The following is an 18924-nucleotide window of genomic DNA, read 5'->3' on the forward strand; positions in this document are numbered from 1 at the left end:
CACGCGCCATAGTTTTGTTCCCGCGGCCGAAAGCGCCCGTTACGAATAAAATAGAGGCTGGCCATGACCAAGACTCTCCACCACCGTGCGTGCCATCTGTGCGAAGCCATCTGTGGCTTGACCCTTGAAACCACCGAGACCGAAGGCCAGGGCCTGGCGATCACCTCGATCAAGGGCGATCCACTGGACAGCTTCAGTCGCGGCCACATCTGCCCCAAGGCGGTAGCGCTGCAGGATATTCAGAACGACCCGGATCGCCTGCGCCAGCCCATGCGCCGGGTCGGTAGCGAGTGGCAGCCTATTGCCTGGGACGATGCCTTCGCGCTGGTGGCCGAACGTCTGGCGGGCATCCAGGAACGCCACGGTCAGAACGCGGTAGCGGTCTACCAGGGCAATCCCAGTGTGCATAACTATGGGCTGATGACCCACAGCAACTATTTTTTGGGCCTGCTGAAGACGCGCAGCCGGTTTTCGGCGACTTCGGTGGACCAACTGCCTCACCACCTGACCAGTCACCTGATGTACGGTCACGGCCTGTTGTTGCCGATACCGGACATCGATCACACCGACTTCATGTTGATCCTGGGCGGCAACCCGCTGGCCTCCAATGGCAGCATCATGACCGTGCCGGACGTGGAAAAACGCCTCAAGGCGATCCAGGCCCGTGGCGGTAAAGTGGTGGTGGTCGATCCGCGTCGCAGCGAAACGGCGGCTATTGCCGACCAGCATGTGTTCGTGCGCCCGGGTGGCGATGCCGCTTTGCTGTCTGGTGTGCTCAATACCCTGTTCAGCGAGGGCTTGACCCGTGACAGTCACCTGCCGGTGGATGGCCTGGAAGACGTGCGCCAGGCCGTCGCGACCTTCACGGCTGAAGCGATGAGCCCGCTCTGTGCTGTGCCAGCTACGCAGATTCGGCAGTTGGCCCGGGACTTCGCTGCCGCGCCTTCAGCGGTCTGTTATGGACGGATGGGCGTCTCGACCCAGGCGTTCGGCACGCTGTGTCACTGGCTGATTCAGCTGATCAACCTGGTGACCGGCAATCTTGACCGGGTCGGTGGGGCCCTGTGTACCGAGCCTGCGGTGGACCTGGTAGCGACCACCTCGGGAGGGCATTTCAATCGCTGGCAAAGCCGGGTGTCCGGGCGTCCCGAATATGCGGGCGAGCTGCCGGTTTCGGCTCTGGCCGAGGAAATGCTCACCGAGGGCGAAGGCCAGATTCGTGCTCTGGTCACCGTGGCGGGCAACCCGGTGCTGTCCACTCCCAACGGACGGCAACTGGAGCAGGCGCTGGACGGGTTGGAGTTCATGGTCAGCGTCGATCTGTACATCAACGAAACCACGCGCTACGCCGACCTGATCCTGCCATCCACCTCGGCCCTGGAAAACGACCATTACGACACCACGTTCAACCTGTTCGCGGTGCGCAACGTGACCCGTTTCAACCGGGCGATCCTGCCCAAGCCCGAAGGGGCGCTGCACGACTGGGAAATTTTCGTCGGTCTGGCCAAGGCTTTCGCTGCCCGAACCGGCAAGGAACTCAAACCGACCATGCCGCCGGCGCAAATGATCGATTTCGGCCTTCGTGCCGGCGCCTATGGCGACGCCTCGCCGCATAAGCTGTCCCTGGCGACCTTGTTCGACCATCCCCATGGCATCGACCTGGGCGCCCTCAAGCCCAACCTGGCGCCACGCTTGAAAACCGAAAACCAGCGAGTGCAGGCTGCACCGGCGGTCATTCTTGCCGACCTCACGCGCTTTGCCGGGTTGCAGGCACCACAGGCGGATGAGTTGCTGATGATTGGCCGACGCCATGTGCGCAGCAATAACTCCTGGATGCACAATTTCCACCGCCTGGTGAAGGGCAAGCCGCGTCATCAATTGCTGATGCACCCGGAGGATCTGAGCAGTCGCGGGTTGAGCGACGGGCAGCGGGTGAAAGTCAGTTCGCGGGTGGGTATGCTTGAAGTCGAGGTGCAGGGTAGCCTGGACATGATGAAAGGCGTGGTCAGCCTGCCCCACGGTTGGGGCCATGCCCGGCCGGGCGTGCAGATGGCCATTGCCAGCGCCCAGCCCGGTTCGAGCGCCAATGATCTGACCGATGACTGTCAGCTGGATGAGTTGTCTGGCAATGCAGCGCTCAATGGGGTTCCGGTGAAGGTGGTGGCTGCGTGAATTTGTCTCTCGGGGAGACCGAGCAGCGTGCTCGGCTTTCCGTTACAATGCGCCACCGTGTCGACAACTGAAGTCGCAAAGTTTAAGCCGAGGTGCTCCGTGGATATCATCGAAACGATTAAAGACCAGATTGCCAACAACACCATCCTGCTTTACATGAAAGGCTCGCCGAATGCGCCACAGTGCGGCTTCTCGGCCAAGGCTGCTCAGGCTGTGATGGCGTGTGGCGAGAAGTTTGCCTACGTGGACATCCTGCAGAACCCGGAAATCCGCGCCAACCTGCCCAAGTACGCCAACTGGCCAACTTTCCCGCAACTGTGGGTGGCCGGTGAGCTGATCGGCGGTAGCGATATCATGACCGAGATGGCGGCCGACGGCTCTTTGCAGGCCACGATCAAGGCTGCTGCCGAAAAAGCGGCTGCGAACAAGACAGAAGCCTGATTCACGGACAAACAATGTGGGAGCGAGCCTGCTCGCGATGAGGGCGTGTCAGTCAACGTGTTGGTGACTGATAGACCGCTATCGCGAGCAGGCTCGCTCCCACAAAGGTTTTGCGCTGTGGCCTGGAAATCCAGGCAGTAAAAAGCCCCGCCTCTGGAAAGAGGGCGGGGCTTTTTATTGGCTTGCTTTTGGGGAAGTTACTCTTCGCCCATCTGCGATTGCAGGTAGTTCTCAAGACCCACTTTGTCGATCAGGCCCAGTTGGGTTTCCAGCCAGTCGATGTGTTCTTCCTCGGACTCGAGGATGTCTTCAAGCAGTTCGCGGCTGCCGAAGTCGCCAACGCTCTCGCAATGGGCGATGGCGACTTTCAGGTCGGCGTGGCCGGCACGCTCGATCGTCAGATCGCACTTGAGCATTTCCTGAGTGTGTTCGCCGATGTGCAGCTTACCCAGGTCCTGGACGTTCGGTAGACCTTCGAGGAACAGGATGCGCTTGATCAGCTTGTCCGCGTGTTTCATCTCGTCGATGGACTCGTGGTACTCGTGCTTGCCCAGCTTGTTCAGGCCCCAATCCTCATACATGCGCGCATGCAGGAAGTATTGGTTGATCGCGACCAGCTCATTGGCGAGGATCTTGTTGAGATGCTGGATGACTGTAACGTCGCCTTTCATGGTGAGGGCCTGCCCTGTAATAGCTGTGTATAGGGCTGAGTTTGAGCCGCGCACTGACGAGTGTCAAACCTAAGTTATTGAATAATAAATGAAAATTAATCGGAATAAGAATGTTTGTGTTCCGCGTCTAGAGGCTAAGCGCTTGATTTAAAGGCATAAAAAAACCGGGCATAGAGCCCGGTTCTTCAAGAAGCTGGATTTAAGCGGCAGTAAATTCTACCGGATAGGGAATCGAGGCCTGGGCCGTTTGCATTTTGGCAAGGGTTTCGCGAACCACTTCCTTGGCCAGGCACGCACATTTGCCGCATTGGCTGGCTACGCCGGTGGCTTGGCGGACTTCGCGGTAGCTGCAGCAGCCTTCATAGATCGCTTCGCGGATTTGTCCGTCGGTGACGCCAGTGCAGAGGCAAACATACATAAGTAAGAACCGTCGCTGGTTGTGACTCAATTGAGACGGATCTTAATGTTAACGAGAATGATTGTCAAAGTGGTTTCTGAAACCCTTGGGCCAGAGCTGACGAACGGTTTTTTATCCAGGGCCAATGAGGGGGCATGCCAAGGGAAAGGATTTTTGGACTCGCCGAAAAACCGTTGAAGACAGGCCAAATTCGCGGTGTATGATGATCGGCCCTTGCAAGCGGGTTCGTGTCACAGGGCTGTCGCCTGAGGGTGGCAGGCTGGCCCGGACCTTGTTTTCACGTTATTCACCAGGAGATATCCAATGAGCGTACTCGTAGGCAAACAAGCCCCTGACTTCACCGTTCCAGCCGTTCTGGGCAACGGCGAAATCGTCGACAGCTTCACCCTGTCCTCGGCCATCAAAGGCAAATACGGCCTGGTGTTCTTCTACCCGCTGGACTTCACCTTCGTCTGCCCATCCGAGCTGATCGCGCTGGATCACCGCATGGACGACTTCAAGGCCCGCAACGTTGAAGTGGTTGCCGTTTCGATCGACTCGCACTTCACCCACAACGCCTGGCGCAACACGGCTATCAACGCTGGTGGTATCGGCCAGGTGAAATACACCATGGCTGCCGACATGAAGCACGAAATCGCCAAGGCCTATGACGTTGAGTCCGAAGGCGGCGTGGCCTTCCGTGGCGCGTTCCTGATCGACGACAAGGGCGTTGTCCGTTCGCAGATCATCAACGACCTGCCGCTGGGCCGTAACATGGAAGAGCTGATCCGTCTGGTCGACGCGCTGCAGTTCCACGAAGAGCACGGCGAAGTTTGCCCGGCCAACTGGAAGAAAGGCGACAAAGGCATGACCGCATCCCCTGAAGGCGTTGCCGCCTACCTGGGCGAGCACAGCGACAAGCTGTAAGCGCAACAGGCACAAAAAAACCGGCCCTCGATGGGCCGGTTTTTTTATGGTCGTTTCTAGACAGAGCACAGACCCTGTGGCGAGGGAGCTTGCTCCCGCTGGGTGGCGCAGCCGCCCCCAACATTTTGTGAGCGCTTCGCACTCAAGCGGGAGCAAGCTCCCTCGCCACAGAGGCCACAGAGGCCACAGAGGCCAGTTTGGTTTATGTCAGTCGTCGAAATCCTGCCAGCCACCCATTTCTTTCCAGCGATTGACGATGCCACAGAACAGCTCGGCGGTCTTCTCGGTGTCGTAGCGGGCCGAGTGGGCTTCACGGCCATCAAAGTCGATGTCGGCCGCCTGGCAGGCCTTGGCCAACACGGTCTGGCCGTACGCCAGGCCGGCAAGCGTCGCGGTGTCGAAGCTGGAAAACGGATGGAACGGGTTGCGCTTCATATCCAGGCGCGCCACCGCCGCATTGAGAAAGCCCAGGTCGAAGCTGCTGTTGTGGCCGACCAGGATCGCCCGTTTGCAGCCGTTGGCCTTCAAAGCCTTGCGCACGCCTCGGAAAGTGTCCGTCAGGGCCGTCTCTTCACTCACCGCCATGCGCAATGGGTGATCAAGCTTGATCCCGGTGAACTCCAGGGCTGCCGCCTCGATGTTGGCGCCTTCGAACGGTTCGACGCGGAAGAAATAGGTGTGATCAGGGAACACAAAACCTTTTTCGTCCATGCCAATGGTGGTCGCAGCGATTTCCAGCAGCGCATCGGTGGCGGAGTTGAAACCGCCGGTTTCTACGTCGACCACGACCGGCAGGTAGCCCCGGAAGCGGGCTGCCATGGGGTGACGGGCAGCGCCCGAACCACCGTTGCCGTCCAGCTCGTCGTCGAAATGATCTTCACTCACACACTTTCCTCCAGCAGGCGCCAGCGCAGTTTTTCACCGGCGCGCAGCGGGATAACAGTCAGCTCGCCAAAAGGCAGGCTGGCGGGGGCGGTCCACTCGTCGCGAACCAGGGTAATACGATCAGTGTTCACCGGCAGGCCATAGAAGCGCGGACCGTGGAGGCTGGCGAAGCCTTCGAGTTTGTCCAGCGCATTGCGCTGCTCGAACGCCTCGGCATACATCTCGATGGCGGCATAGGCGGTGTAGCAGCCAGCGCAACCGCAGGCCGCTTCCTTGGCGTGCCGGGCATGGGGCGCCGAGTCCGTGCCGAGGAAGAACTTGGCGCTGCCGCTGGTGGCAGCGTCGAGCAAGGCTTCTTGATGGGTGTTGCGCTTGAGGATCGGCAGGCAATAGAAGTGCGGCCGGATCCCGCCCACCAGCATATGGTTGCGGTTGTACAGCAGGTGATGTGCGGTAATGGTCGCGCCAACGTTCGCCGGGGCTTCGTTGACGAACTGCACGGCATCACCGGTGGTGATGTGTTCGAACACCACCTTGAGCGTCGGGAAGCGTTCCACGACGCGACGCATGTGCTCATCGATGAAGATTTTTTCGCGGTCGAACACGTCGACGTCGCCACGAGTGACTTCACCGTGGATCAGCAACGGCATCCCGACTTCGGCCATGGCCTCCAGCGCCGGGAAAATCTTGTCGATGCTGGTGACGCCGGAGTCCGAGTTGGTGGTGGCGCCGGCGGGGTACAGCTTGGCGGCATGGACGAAGCCGCTGGCCTTGGCCTCGCGTATTTCTTCGGGCTGCGTACGGTCGGTGAGGTAAAGCACCATCAGCGGTTCGAAACGGCTGCCGGCCGGGCGTGCGGCCAGGATTCGCTGGCGATAGCCGTCGGCCTCGATGGCGTTGCGCACTGGCGGAACCAGGTTCGGCATGATGATTGCGCGCCCGAAGGTGCGCGCGACATCGGCGACGGTATGGGTCAACACAGCACCATCGCGAAGATGAATATGCCAGTCGTCGGGACGCAGCAGGGTCAGGCGGTCGGACATTGGGGGGCTTCCAGGCGGGTCAAACTCTGGGGAATGCTACCGGAAAAGACCGATTCAGGCACCCGCTATCAAGTTCTGGCGCAAGTTACCGATAGCTCCTACAGGTGTGCCACGAATCCGTAAGGCGCCCCGGACAGGCGTCATACTCTCAACGTGTGTCGATCTTTGTATAAAAGCCATTGGAGCCGCCCGTGCGCCAGCGTTATTTAGCCTTGCTCAGTGTGTTTGCCAGCCTTCCCGCCATGGCGCTCACTTTCCAGACCCGTCTGGAGAGCATTGAGTGGACGGTCGAAGGCGACAAGTTCGAGTGCCGGCTGAGTCAGCCGGTCACCGATTTCGGCAGCGGCGAATTCGTGCGCCGGGCCGGCGAGCAGGCGATCTTCCGGCTCAAGTCCCACAACCCGATGCTCGGTGGCGGTTCGGCCATCCTGCTGGCGGCCGCCGCGCCTTGGCAGCCGGGACGGGGCGACATCAACCTGGGCTCGGTCAGGCTCGGCAGCGGCGATGTGCTGTTCAACAGCTCTCAGGTCCAGGCGGGCCGCTTGATCAGCGGGCTGATGGAAGGGCGCAGCCCGGTGGTACGGCGTAACACGGGGGACGGGCGGGTTTCGGAAGTCCGGCTGCTGCCCGTGCGCTTCAACAAGGCCTTCAGTGATTACCAGGGCTGCGTGGCAAAACTGTTGCCGAAGAATTTCGAGCAGGTGAAGCAATCCCAGATCGGCTTTCCCGGCGAAGGCGTTGAGCTCGATGCCCGGGCCAAGGCTCAGTTGCAGGTGATGATCGACTTCATCAAAGCCGACCCGACCGTCAACCATGTCGAACTCGACGGTCACTCCGACAATAGCGGCAATCGATTGACCAATCGTGAGCTGTCTCGTCGCCGTGCCCTGGCGGTCCAGGACTTCTTCAAGGCCAACGGCTTTCAAGAGTCGCAGATCACCGTGCGGTTCCACGGCGAACGTTACCCCCTGGTGCCCAACACCAGTGCCGCCAATCGCGCCAAGAACCGTCGTGTGGCCGTGCGCCTGGAGCGTGTGGCGGTGCCTGAAGCGCCGGCACCGCAGGCTACACCCGCCGCGCCCCCTGCCAAGGCTCCGACGCCGACCGCGACACCGGCCCAGCCCACTGCAGCCACCGCCGCGCGGACATCCTGACCCGTGAGGATCGTCGCGCGCTCGACATAATCTGTCGCTTCGTCGTCATAAGCTGTCGCGCCCCTGTAAATTATCCGCGCTGGACGTTAAACTTCCCGGCTTTCCGTACAACCCGTGGAGTGATGGCATGGCGGACGTAAACAAGGTCGTTCTGGCGTATTCCGGCGGCCTGGACACTTCGGTGATCCTCAAGTGGCTGCAGGACACTTATAACTGTGAAGTGGTGACCTTCACCGCTGACCTGGGGCAGGGCGAAGAAGTCGAGCCTGCACGCGCCAAGGCTCAGGCCATGGGCGTCAAAGAGATCTACATCGATGACCTGCGCGAAGAGTTCGTCCGTGACTTCGTGTTCCCGATGTTCCGCGCCAACACTGTTTACGAAGGCGAGTACCTGCTGGGTACCTCCATCGCCCGTCCGTTGATCGCCAAGCGCCTGATCGAAATCGCCAACGAAACCGGTGCCGACGCCATTTCCCACGGTGCCACCGGCAAGGGCAACGATCAGGTGCGTTTCGAACTCGGTGCCTATGCCCTCAAGCCCGGCGTGAAAGTCATCGCGCCGTGGCGCGAGTGGGACTTGCTGTCCCGTGAAAAGCTGATGGACTACGCCGAGAAGCACGCCATCCCGATCGAACGCCACGGCAAGAAGAAATCCCCGTACTCGATGGATGCCAACCTGCTGCACATCTCCTATGAAGGCGGCGTGCTGGAAGACACCTGGACCGAGCACGAAGAAGACATGTGGCGCTGGACCGTCTCCCCGGAGAAGGCTCCTGACACCCCGCAATACCTGGAGCTGACCTATCGCAACGGCGATATCGTCGCGCTGGACGGCGTGGAAATGAGCCCGGCCACCGTGCTGGCGACCCTGAACCGTATTGGTGGCGAACACGGCATCGGTCGTCTGGACATCGTCGAGAACCGTTATGTCGGCATGAAGTCCCGCGGTTGCTACGAGACCCCGGGCGGCACCATCATGCTGCGTGCTCACCGCGCGATCGAGTCGATCACCCTGGACCGCGAAGTGGCTCACCTCAAAGACGAGTTGATGCCCAAGTACGCCAGCCTGATCTACACCGGTTACTGGTGGAGTCCGGAGCGCCTGATGCTGCAACAGATGATCGACGCCTCCCAGGTCAACGTGAATGGCGTCGTGCGCCTGAAACTGTACAAGGGCAATGTCATCGTCACTGGGCGCAAGTCTGACGACTCCCTGTTCGATGCCAACATCGCGACTTTCGAAGAGGACGGCGGCGCTTACAACCAGGCCGACGCTGCTGGCTTCATCAAGCTCAACGCCCTGCGCATGCGCATCGCGGCGAACAAGGGTCGCAAGCTGTTCTGATCCTGGCTCCATGAAAACGGCCTGCCATGTGCAGGCCGTTTTTTTTGGGGGACCCTTTCCCCTGTGCTGCTCATTCGTTGTGGCGCTGTTTTGCGCGTTTGGATCGATCGGCCTCGGCCAGGCCTTCCGGTGGCCGGGGGATAACCAAAATGAACAGTCGTTGCTGTTTTTTTTGTGGATGAACAGTGATCAGCCATCCTTTGCCCTTGGTCGCCCGGCGGAAAAGCCGTTCGCGCCGACAGCTCGAATCATCCATGATTTTCATGAAGTGTTTGCTCTTGCGAAAATCCGAGGGTGAATATAACGAGCGATAGTTAAAGTTCAGGGTGATGAAAAAAAGAAATAATAGATAGAACGGAAAGCTGATCAGAAACCAAAGATAGTACTCACGGTCCTGATCGTCGAGGAAAGGCAGGGAGATGGCTGCCGAAGTCTCGGACAAAGTTGCGAATATAGCGATTAGCGTCATGGGGTTGGTGATGATTTTCGACGGTTTGTTCATGGTGGATGCTCATAACATATTCAGGCTCGGTGATTGCATTAGGAAGGTGTGAGTCATTAAAGTTTGCGGTGAGGGTATTGATTGTGGTGTCTCCTCATAAATGGGATTGAATAAATTTCGCTTATTCCTTATGTGAATTCAATTTTATTTAAATAAAACCAATGTGGTTGTGTTGGTAAATAATTCAGTTACTTTTTATGAGACGAGTGTTTTTTTGCTATTGGGGGACGAGGGTGGATGCAGAAAAAGGCGCTTGTTTAGAGGGGCGCGGATCCCCTGATGCATCCATTTGCCTCTGTAAACAAATTTATGGCGCATTATTTCCAAGGGGATTTGTAGGATTTTTCTGTATCGCTTGTAGGTTGCGTCTCTCGGTGCGAGCGGTCAGGGGGGGCGGCATGCCAAGGTAGAATTGACTAGGCTATTGTGCGTGCTCTAAAAATTCGAACAGCGAAGTTGGATTTGCCCATGAATAAAGTGCTGATCGTGGATGATCATCCCGTCATTCGTCTTGCTGTACGTTTGCTAATGGAGCGTCATGGATATGAAGTTATTGCCGAAACCGATAATGGCGTCGATGCGTTGCAACTTTCCCGTGAACTTATGCCTGATATCGTTATTCTGGATATCGGCATTCCGAAACTGGATGGACTGGAGGTCATCGCACGCCTGACCGCCAACCCTTCACCTTTGAAAGTTCTGGTGCTGACTTCCCAGGCACCTGGGCATTTTTCGATGCGCTGCATGCAGACGGGGGCAGCCGGTTATGTGTGCAAGCAGCAGGACCTCACCGAGTTACTCAGTGCAATCAAGGCGGTGCTGTCGGGGTACAGTTATTTCCCCAATCAGGCGCTGCATACGGTGCGTTCGAGTCTGGGTAACGCAAGCGAGTCCGATATGGTCGATCGACTGTCCGGGCGAGAGATGATGGTCTTGCAGCAACTGGCTCGCGGAAAGACCAACAAGGAAATTGCCGATGGGATGTTCTTGAGCAACAAGACCGTCAGTACATACAAGACACGCTTGTTGTTGAAGCTCAATGCCCGCTCGCTGGTTGATCTGATCGAACTGGCGCAGCGTAACGGGTTAGTGTGAGTTTTTCCGGCCGCGCGTACTCAGTAAAAAGCCTCCATTCGGGAGGCTTTTACGTGTCAGAGGTCAAAGTCGTAATCGGCCAGTTGTTTCTGCAAGCGGCGCTCTTCCAGCAGATTATCAATCGTGCGACGTTTGCTCAGATTGGTTTTCGCTGTTTCGACGACCACAGGTTCCACATCGTCGGCCTCAACGGCGATGAAATCGTCTTCTACATCCAGTTGTTCTTTGTCAGCACTCATGGGATCGACTCCAGGCTTAAACTGCCATTGGCGCTCCTTATATCGATAAACCACGGGCGGGTAAAAAAGATTTTTTCAATCGACAAATCAATAAAAGCAATAGCGCCTCAATCGTCGGAGGTCTTGTGCTTGTATTCGCATAAGTCCTCGATCCGGCAGCTGCCACAGCGGGGCTTGCGCGCCAGGCAGACGTAACGTCCGTGAAGGATGAGCCAGTGATGGGAATCGAGTAGAAATGCCTTGGGTACGAATTTCATCAGCTTTTTCTCCACCTCCACCACGTTTTTGCCCGGCGCCAGCCCGGTGCGGTTGCTGACGCGGAAAATGTGAGTGTCGACGGCCATGGTCAGTTGGCGAAATGCGGTGTTGAGCACCACATTGGCGGTTTTGCGACCGACCCCTGGAAGCGCTTCCAGCGCTTCGCGAGTCTGTGGGACTTCGCCGTTGTGGCGCTCGATCAGCAGTCGGCATGTCTCGATCACGTTTTTTGCCTTGCTGTTGAACAGGCCGATGGTCTTGATGTACTCGGACAGCCCTTCGACACCCAGCGCGTGAATCGCCTGCGGCGTGTTGGCCACCGGGAACAGCTTGGCCGTGGCCTTGTTGACGCCGACGTCGGTGGATTGGGCCGACAGAATCACCGCGATCAACAGTTCGAACGGCGAGCTGTAGGCCAGTTCGGTCTTCGGTTCCGGGTTGTCTTCGTGCAAGCGACGGAATATTTCCAGGCGTTTTGCGGCGTTCATGGGCGCGGCGTTTCCTCGATCGTTGAAGGGGGGCTGGCGTCCGTCCAGGCCTGGTGCGCTGCCAGCAACAGACCGAGCAGAATAAACCCGCCAGGGGCGAGCAAGGCCAGTGATATTGCGTTGCCAACCAGCTCGCGCAGGGCGCCCAAGCCGATCATCAGCAGGCCGAACACGCCTGCCAGCCTGAGATGTTCGGGCAGGCGTGAGCCGACGAAGATGTCGTCATGCTCCAGCGCCACACAGCTCAAAGCGATCCAGCCAATGTAAAGGCTCAGCGGCTGATACATTTCCAGCATCCAGGCCTGCGCCACCAGGCCTGCGCAAGCCGTCAGGGTGGCGGCCAGCACAATGGAAGCGAGCAGTCGCTGAGGCGCTGTCAGGTGGGACCGTACCAGCCCCATGGCCAAGCCATGGCCGGCACTGATCAGTACCCAGGCCAGCCATAAGCCCAGCGCGTTTGCCAGCGAATCGCTGGCGCCGACCAAGGGCACGAGCAGCAGGCCGCGGGTCAGGACCAATGGCTTATTCATCAATGATCACTCCGGTCAGTTGAGCCTGATGCTCGTCGAAGTAACGCAGTGCATCGTGAACAGCCTGCAGGACCGATCGGGATGTGACGGTCGCGCCGGCCAGTTGATCGAACTGCCCCTGATCCTTTTTCAACGCCCAGCCGCTGTCGGTGGGCGCCTGGAGCGACTTACCGTTGAAGGATTGCAGCCAGGGGTTTGGCCAGTCAGCGATGGCCGCGCCCAGGCCGGGCGTTTCCGACTGGCGCAGGGTTTTCACGCCCAGCAACCGCCCTTGCGGGTCGATAGCGACCAGCAATTGGATGCTGCCTTCATAGCCCAGTACCTGACTGCGTAACAACACTGCGCTGGGCAGGCCGGCGCGAGTCGCCAGGTATCCGCCCAGCAGCGTGCTATGGGCCAAGGTCACGGGGGCCATTACGACAGGTTGTGCCAATGGCTGATTGTCGTATCGGTCGGTCGGCAGCACGTCGAGCAAGGTTCTGTTCGCAAGGTCTTGTTGCTGACCCTTGATGCGCCCTGCGGTGCTGAGCTGAGTCAGGTAAGTGGCCCCAATGCCGAGACCGATCAGCAAAGCCAGGATGGCAACGCCACGGTAGTTTTTCATAGGGGCTGCGGCCTGTGTCGCGCCTCGGCGAAGCGCTCCAGTGCGGGCACGCCGAGGTTCATCAGCAGCACCGCAAACGCCACGCCGTCCGGGTAACCACCCCAAGTCCGTATCAAATAAGTCAGCAGTCCCACGCCTGCGCCAAACAGCAGGCGAGCGAGGGGCGCTTTGGCGCCCGAGACCGGTTCGGTCACGATAAAAAACGCACCGAGCAGGGTCGCACCCGTGAGCAGATGAAACAACGGCGAGCCATTGGACTCGGAGCCCGATCCGTTCCAGCACAACAAGCTGATGATGAACAGGCCGGCGAGCATGCCCACCGGCGCGTGCCAGCTGAACACTCGTTGGTGCAGCAGGAACAGTCCTCCGGCCAGAAACGCCAGGTTGACCCACTCCACGCCGCGCCCACCCCAGCGTCCGAACGCCGGGTTGGCGGCGAACAGCTCATCGATGGTCAGGCTTTTGTTGATTCGCAGGCTGTCCAGGGCCGTTGCTCCTGCCCACCCATCAGGCCCAGGGTGAACCGCGAACACCTGTTGCAGGCCGTCGGACAGGCTCATGCCGTGGAGCGCCGGCCATTGATTGAGTTGCTGGGGAAACGCGATCAACACCAGGGCGTAGCCGAGCATTGCCGGGTTGAACGGGTTATTGCCGACACCGCCCCACAGGTGCTTGCCGAACAGCAAGGCGCAAGCCGTGGCTGTGACGGTCAGCCACCAGGGGCAATACGCTGGCAAGGCCAGCGCCAACAGCGTGGCGCTCACCAGCGCGCTGCCATCGTTGAGTGCCGGTTTGAGCGGCCGACGCCGTAAGCGCAGCGCCAGTGCTTCGACGGCCAGTGCGCTAAGGCCCGCCAGCAACAGGTTGAATACCACGCCCCAGCCATAAAACCACGTCAACGCCAGAATGCCGGGCAGTGTCGCCAGTAGCACCCGCAGCATCGCCTGCCGCAGCCGTTCGTCCATGGGCTCAGGGAGCGACATGAGCATCCACCTGGCGTTCGGCGTCTTTCACCGCTTGCTCCAGGGGCTCTATTTGTTCATCCGACGCCCCTGCGGCCCTGGCCTTGCTGAGTTCGGCGCGACGCATGGCCAATTGGATCTTGGCCCGTTTCAGCTCGGCACTTTGAGTGGGGGCGGGGGTTGAAACAGTGGGCTGGACCGTCCCTTCCAATTGCGTCAAGGCTTGTTGCGCCGCTTCGAACTGGCGCTGTAGCACGATCAATTGCGACTGTTGTTCGAAGGTCGGCGGGTGGCCGAATGCTTTCAAGGATTTGTTCAACTGCGCCCGGCTCATGGCCAGGTCGACCTTGGCTTTTTTCAAGGCCGCATCGGCGTTGGCGGCTTTTTGCGCCCGTACCCGCTCCAGTGCCGCTTGCACGGGGTCGACGGACTGGGTTTGGGGCTGTGAGGCGCGCTGTGTACGGGCCAGACGCTCGGCGTGGCGCTGCTCCTCTTCGCGGCGCAGACGTGCGTTGCGCTGTTCGAAGCGCCGCCGGGCATGGTCGCGCTTGGCGGTGCGCGCTTGCTGCTCTTCGACGCTGAAGGCCAGGCCACCGACCACCGGCACCACGGTTGCCGTGGGCAATGGGTGCATTTCGATGCAGTCGACCGGGCAGGGCGCCACGCATAGATCGCAGCCTGTGCATTCGTCGACCAGGACGGTGTGCATCAACTTCGCCGCACCGACAATCGCGTCTACCGGGCAGGCCTGGATGCACTTGGTGCAGCCGATGCATTCGGCTTCGCGAATAAAGGCGATCTGCGCCGGGGCTGAACCACGGCTGGTATCGAGCTCAAGCACGGGCACTTTCATCAGCTCGGCCAGGGCGGCGATGGTTTCACGGCCACCGGGCGGACATTTGTTGATCGGTTCGCCCTGGGCGATGCCTTCGGCGTAGGGCTTGCACCCGGGGTGGCCGCACTTGCCGCATTGGGTCTGCGGCAGCAGGGCGTCGATACGTTGAATCAGACTCATGCTTTGACCAGCCCGCGCAATCCAAGAAATGCCACCGCCATGAGCCCTGCGCCGATCAACTGGATCGGCAGACCACGAAAGGGCCTGGGGATATCGTTATCGAAGGTGCGCTGACGCAAATCATCGAACAGGCTCAACACCAGCCAGAAACCCAGGCCGGCGCCCAGGCTCGCGGCGACGGTGAGGCCCAGGCCGTGGTCATTCCGGCTGTTGATCAGCGTGATGCCCAGTATGCCGGCATTGCCCAGCAGCAGTGGCCACAAACCATCGAACGGCAGCGTCGGCAGCCAGCGCCCCAGCCGGTGCAGCAACGGTGCAATCAGCAACACACTCAAGGACAGCCATGCCAACAGGCGCAGCGAGGTCAGATTGGCCGGAACCAGCAGCCAGCGATCGATCAGATAACCCAAGGTGCCGACCATCAGCATCAGGCATGTCGTCGCCAGGCCCAGGGCGTGGACTTGCCTTCTTCCATTGGCCGCCAGCAGCGGATTGACGCCCAGCGGCCAATGCAACACAAGGTTGTTGATCAGGGCGGCGCTGAACAGTGTAAGAACGATTTCGGTCATGGGCGTGCTGGAACGAGAACCTGTCGTTAGAGGGTAGGCATTATCCGGCACACCGTCAGGGTGGGCCAGATATGAAAATCCCACAGTCGCCTGCCGGCGACTGTGGGATCGGTACCGCGCGTGGTCGCGTTATTTGATCCGCTGACCCGGCTTGGCGCCGCTATCGGGGCTCAGCAGGTAGATTTCTTCACCGCCGGGACCTGCCGCCATCACCATGCCTTCGGAGATGCCGAAACGCATTTTGCGTGGCTTGAGGTTGGCGATCATCATCGTCAGCCGGCCTTCGAGCTTGGCCGGGTCTGGATAGGCGCTCTTGATGCCGGAGAACACGTTGCGCTGCTCATCACCGATGTCCAGCGTCAGGCGCAGTAGCTTGTCGGCGCCTTCCACGGCTTCAGCCTTGACGATCAGGGCTACGCGCAGATCGATGGCGGCAAAGGCGTCGAAATCGATCTCCGGCGACAACGGGTCCTTGGTCAGCTCGCCATTGCCGGCCGGGGCACCGGTGTCGGTCTGGCTGGCGGCCAGGTCTTCTTTCGAGGCGTCGGTCATGGCTTGCACCTTGGTGGCGTCGATGCGAGTCATCAGCGGCTTGAACTCGTTCAGTTGATGGTTGCTCAGCAGCGTCTGGTGATCGTCCCAGGTCAGCGGTGCGACGTTCAGGAAAGCTTCGGCATCGGCGGCCAGCAACGGCAGCACCGGCTTGAGGAAGATCACCAGTTGGCGGAACAGATTGATACCCAGGGCGCAGATCGCCTGGACTTCGTCCTGCTTGCCTTCCTGTTTGTTCAGTGACCACGGCGCCTTGTCGGCGATCCAGGCATTGGCGCGGTCGGCCAGGGCCATGATCTCGCGCATCGCCCGGGCAAAGTCACGGGCCTCGTAGGCTTCGGCGATGCTCGGGGCCGCCGCCAGAAAGGCCTCGGTCAGCTCCGGCGCGGCGTTACCGGCTACCAGTACACCGGCGTTGCCTTTGTGGATGAAGCCGGCGCAACGGCTGGCGATGTTGACTACCTTGCCCACCAGGTCGGAGTTGACCTTCTGCACGAAGTCTTCAAGGTTCAGGTCCAGGTCGTCCACGCCACGGCCGAGCTTGGCCGCGTAGTAGTAGCGCAGGTATTCCGGCGACAGATGGTCCAGGTAGGTCCGGGCCTTGATGAAGGTGCCGCGGGACTTGGACATTTTCTGGCCGTTGACGGTCAGGTAGCCGTGGACGTTGATACCGGTCGGTTTACGGAAACCGGCGCCTTCGAGCATGGCGGGCCAGAACAGCGCGTGGAAGTTCACGATGTCCTTGCCGATGAAGTGATACACCTCGGCCGTGGAGTCCTTGCCCCAGAACGCGTCGAAGTCCAGCTCCGGCGTACGGTCGCAAAGGTTCTTGAAGCTCGCCATGTAGCCGATGGGCGCGTCCAGCCATACGTAGAAATACTTGCCGGGCTCGCCGGGGATTTCGAAGCCGAAGTACGGCGCATCGCGGGAAATGTCCCACTCTTGCAGGCCGGAGTCGAGCCATTCGGCGAGCTTATTGGCCACCGCGTCGTGCAACGTGCCGCTGCGGGTCCAGGTTTGCAGCATCTCTTGGAAGTCCGGCAGCTTGAAGAAGAAGTGCTGGGAGTCCTTGAGCACTGGCGTCGCCCCGGAAATCGCCGATTTCGGGTCCTTCAGGTCGGTCGGTGCGTAGGTGGCGCCGCATTTTTCGCAGTTATCGCCGTACTGGTCCTCGGTGCCACATTTCGGGCAAGTGCCTTTGATGAAGCGGTCGGCCAGGAACATTTTCTTTTCCGGGTCGAAATACTGGGTGATCGAACGGGTCGCGATGTGCCCGGCGTCACGCAGCTTCAGGTAGATCTGGCTCGACAGCTCACGGTTTTCTTCGGCGTGAGTGGAGTGGAAGTTGTCGAAGTCCACCAGGAAATCGGCAAAGTCGGCGCTGTGTTCGGCCTGGACGTTGGCGATCAGTTGCTCCGGGGTGATTCCTTCTTTTTCCGCGCGCAGCATGATGGCCGAACCGTGGGCGTCGTCGGCGCAGACATAGATGCACTGGTTGCCGCGATGCTTCTGGAAGCGCGTCCACATATCGGTCTGGATGTATTCCAGCATATGGCCGAGGTGAATCGAACCATTGGCATAGGGCAGGGCGCTGGTGACGAGGATCTTGCGTGGCTCGGACATGGGGCTCGGCTACTTGATGAAACGGAGGTCGGCCACTATAAAGCGCTGGGAAATATATTTCACCCCACTGGCCTGTTTCCGGATGCATTGCTGGGGGCGGTATGGACACAACCTGTGGCGAGGGGATTTATCCCCGCTGGACTGCGCAGCAGTCCAAAATAGAGCACTCTGACACACTGTAGCAGCAGGTTTTAGGGCCGCTGCGCGCCCCAACGGGGATAAATCCCCTCGCCACAAAGGTGTTCGCGCGACAGTAATCAAGTCGCCACGCGGCAGCGTGGGGCGTAGGATAGCGGCCTGTTTTTCAAGTCTTGCTATCGGAGTTGCCCATGAGCGCCGTCAATCGCGCAGCGGTGGAAGCCGTTCTTCGCCAGTACACCGACCCTTACCTGAACCAGGACCCGGTCAGCGCCGGATGCGTGCGCACCATCGACATCCAGGGCGATCGCGTCAGCGTCCAGCTGGAAATCGGCTACGCCGCCGATCTGTTCAAGAACGGTTGGGCGCAGATGCTGCAAATGGCGATCGAGTCCCTGGACGGTGTAGCCAGCGCCAAAGTCGACGTCACCAGCGTGATCGCTGCCCACAAGGCCCAGGCGCAAGTGCCGGGGCTGGCGAACGTCAAGAACGTGATCGCCGTGGCCTCGGGCAAGGGCGGCGTGGGTAAGTCCACCACCGCCGCCAACCTGGCCCTGGCCCTGGCCCGTGAAGGCGCGAAGGTCGGGATTCTCGACGCGGACATATACGGCCCGAGTCAGGGCATCATGTTCGGCGTTGCCGAGGGCACCCGGCCGCAGGTCAAGGATCAGAAGTGGTTCGTGCCGATCCAGTCTCATGGCGTGGAAGTCATGTCCATGGCCTTCCTGACCGATGACAACACGCCGATGGTCTGGCGCGGGCCGATGGTTTCCGGCGCCTTGCTGCAACTGGTGACGCAGACCGCCTGGGGCGATCTGGATTACCTGGTGATCGACATGCCACCAGGCACCGGGGATATCCAACTGACCTTGGCGCAGAAAGTCCCGGTGGCCGGTGCGGTGATCGTCACCACGCCGCAGGATCTGGCCCTGCTGGACGCCCGCAAGGGTGTGGAGATGTTCCGCAAAGTGAACATCCCGGTACTGGGTGTGGTGGAAAACATGGCCGTGCACATCTGCTCGAACTGCGGACATGCCGAGCATCTGTTCGGTGAAGGCGGCGGAGAAAAACTGGCGAGCCAGTACGGCGTCGAACTGCTGGCCTCGCTGCCGCTGTCGATGCTGATTCGCGAGCAGGCCGACGGCGGCAAACCCACGGTCATTGCCGAGCCGGATAGCCAGATCGCCATGGTCTATCAGGAACTGGCCCGCCACGTCGGCGCGCGGATCGTGCTGCAAGAGGCTGCGTCACCGGCGATGCCGAACATCACCATGAGCGACGATTGAATAAGCCGTAACACAATCCATTGTGGTA

General features: G+C 59.9%; 19 protein-coding genes and 1 pseudogene. 7 read left to right on the forward strand and 13 right to left on the reverse strand.

All coding sequences use genetic code 11. From position 1 onward, the window contains the following. The first annotated feature begins 63 nt into the window (after nucleotides 1-63). Both MKS85_RS15835 and grxD read left to right on the forward strand, forming a co-directional pair. Nucleotides 64-2172, forward strand: a complete 2109-nt coding sequence (locus tag MKS85_RS15835; RefSeq protein ID WP_188251999.1) for a molybdopterin oxidoreductase family protein — start codon at nucleotides 64-66, stop codon at nucleotides 2170-2172. 99 nt (nucleotides 2173-2271) lie between these two features. Then, entirely contained in the window at nucleotides 2272-2613 is a 342-nt protein-coding gene (gene grxD / locus MKS85_RS15840; RefSeq protein ID WP_047227021.1) for a Grx4 family monothiol glutaredoxin, read from the forward strand. Nucleotides 2614-2810: 197 nt separating this feature from the next. Here grxD and bfr read toward each other — a convergent pair whose 3' ends face one another. Both bfr and MKS85_RS15850 read right to left on the reverse strand, forming a co-directional pair. Further along, nucleotides 2811-3284 carry a bacterioferritin gene (gene bfr, locus MKS85_RS15845; RefSeq protein WP_047227020.1) on the reverse strand — a complete coding sequence of 158 codons (474 nt, stop codon included), beginning with the start codon at nucleotides 3282-3284 and terminating at the stop codon, nucleotides 2811-2813. Nucleotides 3285-3483: 199 nt separating this feature from the next. Then, nucleotides 3484-3702, reverse strand: coding sequence for a bacterioferritin-associated ferredoxin (locus MKS85_RS15850; protein WP_047227019.1), 219 nt, complete (start codon nucleotides 3700-3702; stop codon nucleotides 3484-3486). Between the two features lie 303 nt (nucleotides 3703-4005). On the opposite strand from MKS85_RS15850, the gene MKS85_RS15855 reads away from it, so the two are divergent. Beyond that, on the forward strand, nucleotides 4006-4608 hold the full coding sequence (locus MKS85_RS15855) for a peroxiredoxin (RefSeq protein WP_047227018.1): 603 nt from the start codon (nucleotides 4006-4008) through the stop codon (nucleotides 4606-4608). A gap of 207 nt (nucleotides 4609-4815) precedes the next feature. On the opposite strand, the gene rnt is transcribed toward MKS85_RS15855, so the two are convergent. After that, nucleotides 4816-5493, reverse strand: a complete 678-nt coding sequence (rnt, locus tag MKS85_RS15860; protein ID WP_310663016.1) for a ribonuclease T — start codon at nucleotides 5491-5493, stop codon at nucleotides 4816-4818. After that, nucleotides 5490-6536 carry a dihydroorotase gene (gene pyrC, locus MKS85_RS15865; protein WP_047227016.1) on the reverse strand — a complete coding sequence of 349 codons (1047 nt, stop codon included), beginning with the start codon at nucleotides 6534-6536 and terminating at the stop codon, nucleotides 5490-5492. Before pyrC ends, rnt begins: the two co-directional genes overlap by 4 nt. A gap of 191 nt (nucleotides 6537-6727) precedes the next feature. Between pyrC and MKS85_RS15870 the strand changes: the two genes are divergently transcribed. Both MKS85_RS15870 and MKS85_RS15875 read left to right on the forward strand, forming a co-directional pair. Further along, on the forward strand, nucleotides 6728-7690 hold the full coding sequence (locus MKS85_RS15870) for an OmpA family protein (protein ID WP_047227015.1): 963 nt from the start codon (nucleotides 6728-6730) through the stop codon (nucleotides 7688-7690). Between the two features lie 127 nt (nucleotides 7691-7817). Then, nucleotides 7818-9035, forward strand: a complete 1218-nt coding sequence (locus MKS85_RS15875; protein ID WP_024779511.1) for an argininosuccinate synthase — start codon at nucleotides 7818-7820, stop codon at nucleotides 9033-9035. A gap of 244 nt (nucleotides 9036-9279) precedes the next feature. On the opposite strand, the pseudogene MKS85_RS15880 reads toward MKS85_RS15875, so the two are convergent. Continuing rightward, a pseudogene (locus tag MKS85_RS15880) lies at nucleotides 9280-9537 on the reverse strand (hypothetical protein); the annotation flags it as partial. A gap of 468 nt (nucleotides 9538-10005) precedes the next feature. Here MKS85_RS15880 and MKS85_RS15885 point away from each other — a divergent pair. Continuing rightward, on the forward strand, nucleotides 10006-10632 hold the full coding sequence (locus MKS85_RS15885; protein ID WP_047227014.1) for a response regulator transcription factor: 627 nt from the start codon (nucleotides 10006-10008) through the stop codon (nucleotides 10630-10632). A 56-nt stretch (nucleotides 10633-10688) separates the two neighbouring features. Here the strand turns inward: MKS85_RS15885 and MKS85_RS15890 are convergent, their stop codons facing one another. The 8 genes from MKS85_RS15890 to metG form a co-directional block, all read right to left on the reverse strand. Beyond that, nucleotides 10689-10871, reverse strand: a complete 183-nt coding sequence (locus MKS85_RS15890) for a PA3496 family putative envelope integrity protein (protein WP_047227013.1) — start codon at nucleotides 10869-10871, stop codon at nucleotides 10689-10691. A gap of 107 nt (nucleotides 10872-10978) precedes the next feature. Further along, the gene (gene nth / locus MKS85_RS15895) at nucleotides 10979-11617 is read right to left on the reverse strand and encodes an endonuclease III (RefSeq protein WP_139049309.1); all 639 of its coding nucleotides are present in this window, start codon (nucleotides 11615-11617) and stop codon (nucleotides 10979-10981) included. Then, complete coding sequence (locus MKS85_RS15900) at nucleotides 11614-12147, reverse strand: Rnf-Nqr domain containing protein (protein ID WP_188251998.1); 534 nt, start codon at nucleotides 12145-12147, stop codon at nucleotides 11614-11616. The genes nth and MKS85_RS15900 overlap by 4 nt, the downstream gene beginning before the upstream one ends. Continuing rightward, complete coding sequence (locus tag MKS85_RS15905) at nucleotides 12140-12751, reverse strand: RnfABCDGE type electron transport complex subunit G (protein ID WP_188251997.1); 612 nt, start codon at nucleotides 12749-12751, stop codon at nucleotides 12140-12142. Before MKS85_RS15905 ends, MKS85_RS15900 begins: the two co-directional genes overlap by 8 nt. Further along, the gene (locus MKS85_RS15910) at nucleotides 12748-13734 is read right to left on the reverse strand and encodes an RnfABCDGE type electron transport complex subunit D (protein ID WP_188251996.1); all 987 of its coding nucleotides are present in this window, start codon (nucleotides 13732-13734) and stop codon (nucleotides 12748-12750) included. Before MKS85_RS15910 ends, MKS85_RS15905 begins: the two co-directional genes overlap by 4 nt. Continuing rightward, the gene (rsxB, locus tag MKS85_RS15915; protein ID WP_310663017.1) at nucleotides 13721-14728 is read right to left on the reverse strand and encodes an electron transport complex subunit RsxB; all 1008 of its coding nucleotides are present in this window, start codon (nucleotides 14726-14728) and stop codon (nucleotides 13721-13723) included. The genes MKS85_RS15910 and rsxB overlap by 14 nt, the downstream gene beginning before the upstream one ends. Then, nucleotides 14725-15297 carry an electron transport complex protein RnfA gene (locus MKS85_RS15920; protein WP_188251994.1) on the reverse strand — a complete coding sequence of 191 codons (573 nt, stop codon included), beginning with the start codon at nucleotides 15295-15297 and terminating at the stop codon, nucleotides 14725-14727. The genes rsxB and MKS85_RS15920 overlap by 4 nt, the downstream gene beginning before the upstream one ends. 129 nt (nucleotides 15298-15426) lie before the next feature. Continuing rightward, nucleotides 15427-17472, reverse strand: a complete 2046-nt coding sequence (gene metG, locus MKS85_RS15925; protein ID WP_047227006.1) for a methionine--tRNA ligase — start codon at nucleotides 17470-17472, stop codon at nucleotides 15427-15429. Nucleotides 17473-17801: 329 nt separating this feature from the next. On the opposite strand from metG, the gene apbC reads away from it, so the two are divergent. After that, complete coding sequence (gene apbC / locus MKS85_RS15930; protein WP_139049323.1) at nucleotides 17802-18896, forward strand: iron-sulfur cluster carrier protein ApbC; 1095 nt, start codon at nucleotides 17802-17804, stop codon at nucleotides 18894-18896. Nucleotides 18897-18924 lie beyond the last annotated feature (28 nt).

It is taken from the genome of Pseudomonas sp. JL2 (genome assembly GCF_031570495.1).
GTDB classification, from domain to species: Bacteria; Pseudomonadota; Gammaproteobacteria; order Pseudomonadales; family Pseudomonadaceae; genus Aquipseudomonas; species Aquipseudomonas rhizophila.

Excerpts from the sequence above, each read along its gene's own strand:
- MKS85_RS15835 (WP_188251999.1), top strand. The coding sequence starts at position 64 with ATGACCAAGACTCTCCACCACCGTGCGTGCCATCTGTGCGAAGCCATC.
- bfr (WP_047227020.1), bottom strand. The coding sequence starts at position 3,284 with ATGAAAGGCGACGTTACAGTCATCCAGCATCTCAACAAGATCCTCGCC.
- MKS85_RS15850 (WP_047227019.1), bottom strand. The coding sequence starts at position 3,702 with ATGTATGTTTGCCTCTGCACTGGCGTCACCGACGGACAAATCCGCGAA.
- MKS85_RS15855 (WP_047227018.1), top strand. The coding sequence starts at position 4,006 with ATGAGCGTACTCGTAGGCAAACAAGCCCCTGACTTCACCGTTCCAGCC.
- pyrC (WP_047227016.1), bottom strand. The coding sequence starts at position 6,536 with ATGTCCGACCGCCTGACCCTGCTGCGTCCCGACGACTGGCATATTCAT.
- MKS85_RS15875 (WP_024779511.1), top strand. The coding sequence starts at position 7,818 with ATGGCGGACGTAAACAAGGTCGTTCTGGCGTATTCCGGCGGCCTGGAC.
- MKS85_RS15885 (WP_047227014.1), top strand. The coding sequence starts at position 10,006 with ATGAATAAAGTGCTGATCGTGGATGATCATCCCGTCATTCGTCTTGCT.
- MKS85_RS15890 (WP_047227013.1), bottom strand. The coding sequence starts at position 10,871 with ATGAGTGCTGACAAAGAACAACTGGATGTAGAAGACGATTTCATCGCC.
- nth (WP_139049309.1), bottom strand. The coding sequence starts at position 11,617 with ATGAACGCCGCAAAACGCCTGGAAATATTCCGTCGCTTGCACGAAGAC.
- MKS85_RS15900 (WP_188251998.1), bottom strand. The coding sequence starts at position 12,147 with ATGAATAAGCCATTGGTCCTGACCCGCGGCCTGCTGCTCGTGCCCTTG.
- MKS85_RS15905 (WP_188251997.1), bottom strand. The coding sequence starts at position 12,751 with ATGAAAAACTACCGTGGCGTTGCCATCCTGGCTTTGCTGATCGGTCTC.
- MKS85_RS15910 (WP_188251996.1), bottom strand. The coding sequence starts at position 13,734 with ATGTCGCTCCCTGAGCCCATGGACGAACGGCTGCGGCAGGCGATGCTG.
- rsxB (WP_310663017.1), bottom strand. The coding sequence starts at position 14,728 with ATGAGTCTGATTCAACGTATCGACGCCCTGCTGCCGCAGACCCAATGC.
- MKS85_RS15920 (WP_188251994.1), bottom strand. The coding sequence starts at position 15,297 with ATGACCGAAATCGTTCTTACACTGTTCAGCGCCGCCCTGATCAACAAC.
- metG (WP_047227006.1), bottom strand. The coding sequence starts at position 17,472 with ATGTCCGAGCCACGCAAGATCCTCGTCACCAGCGCCCTGCCCTATGCC.
- apbC (WP_139049323.1), top strand. The coding sequence starts at position 17,802 with ATGAGCGCCGTCAATCGCGCAGCGGTGGAAGCCGTTCTTCGCCAGTAC.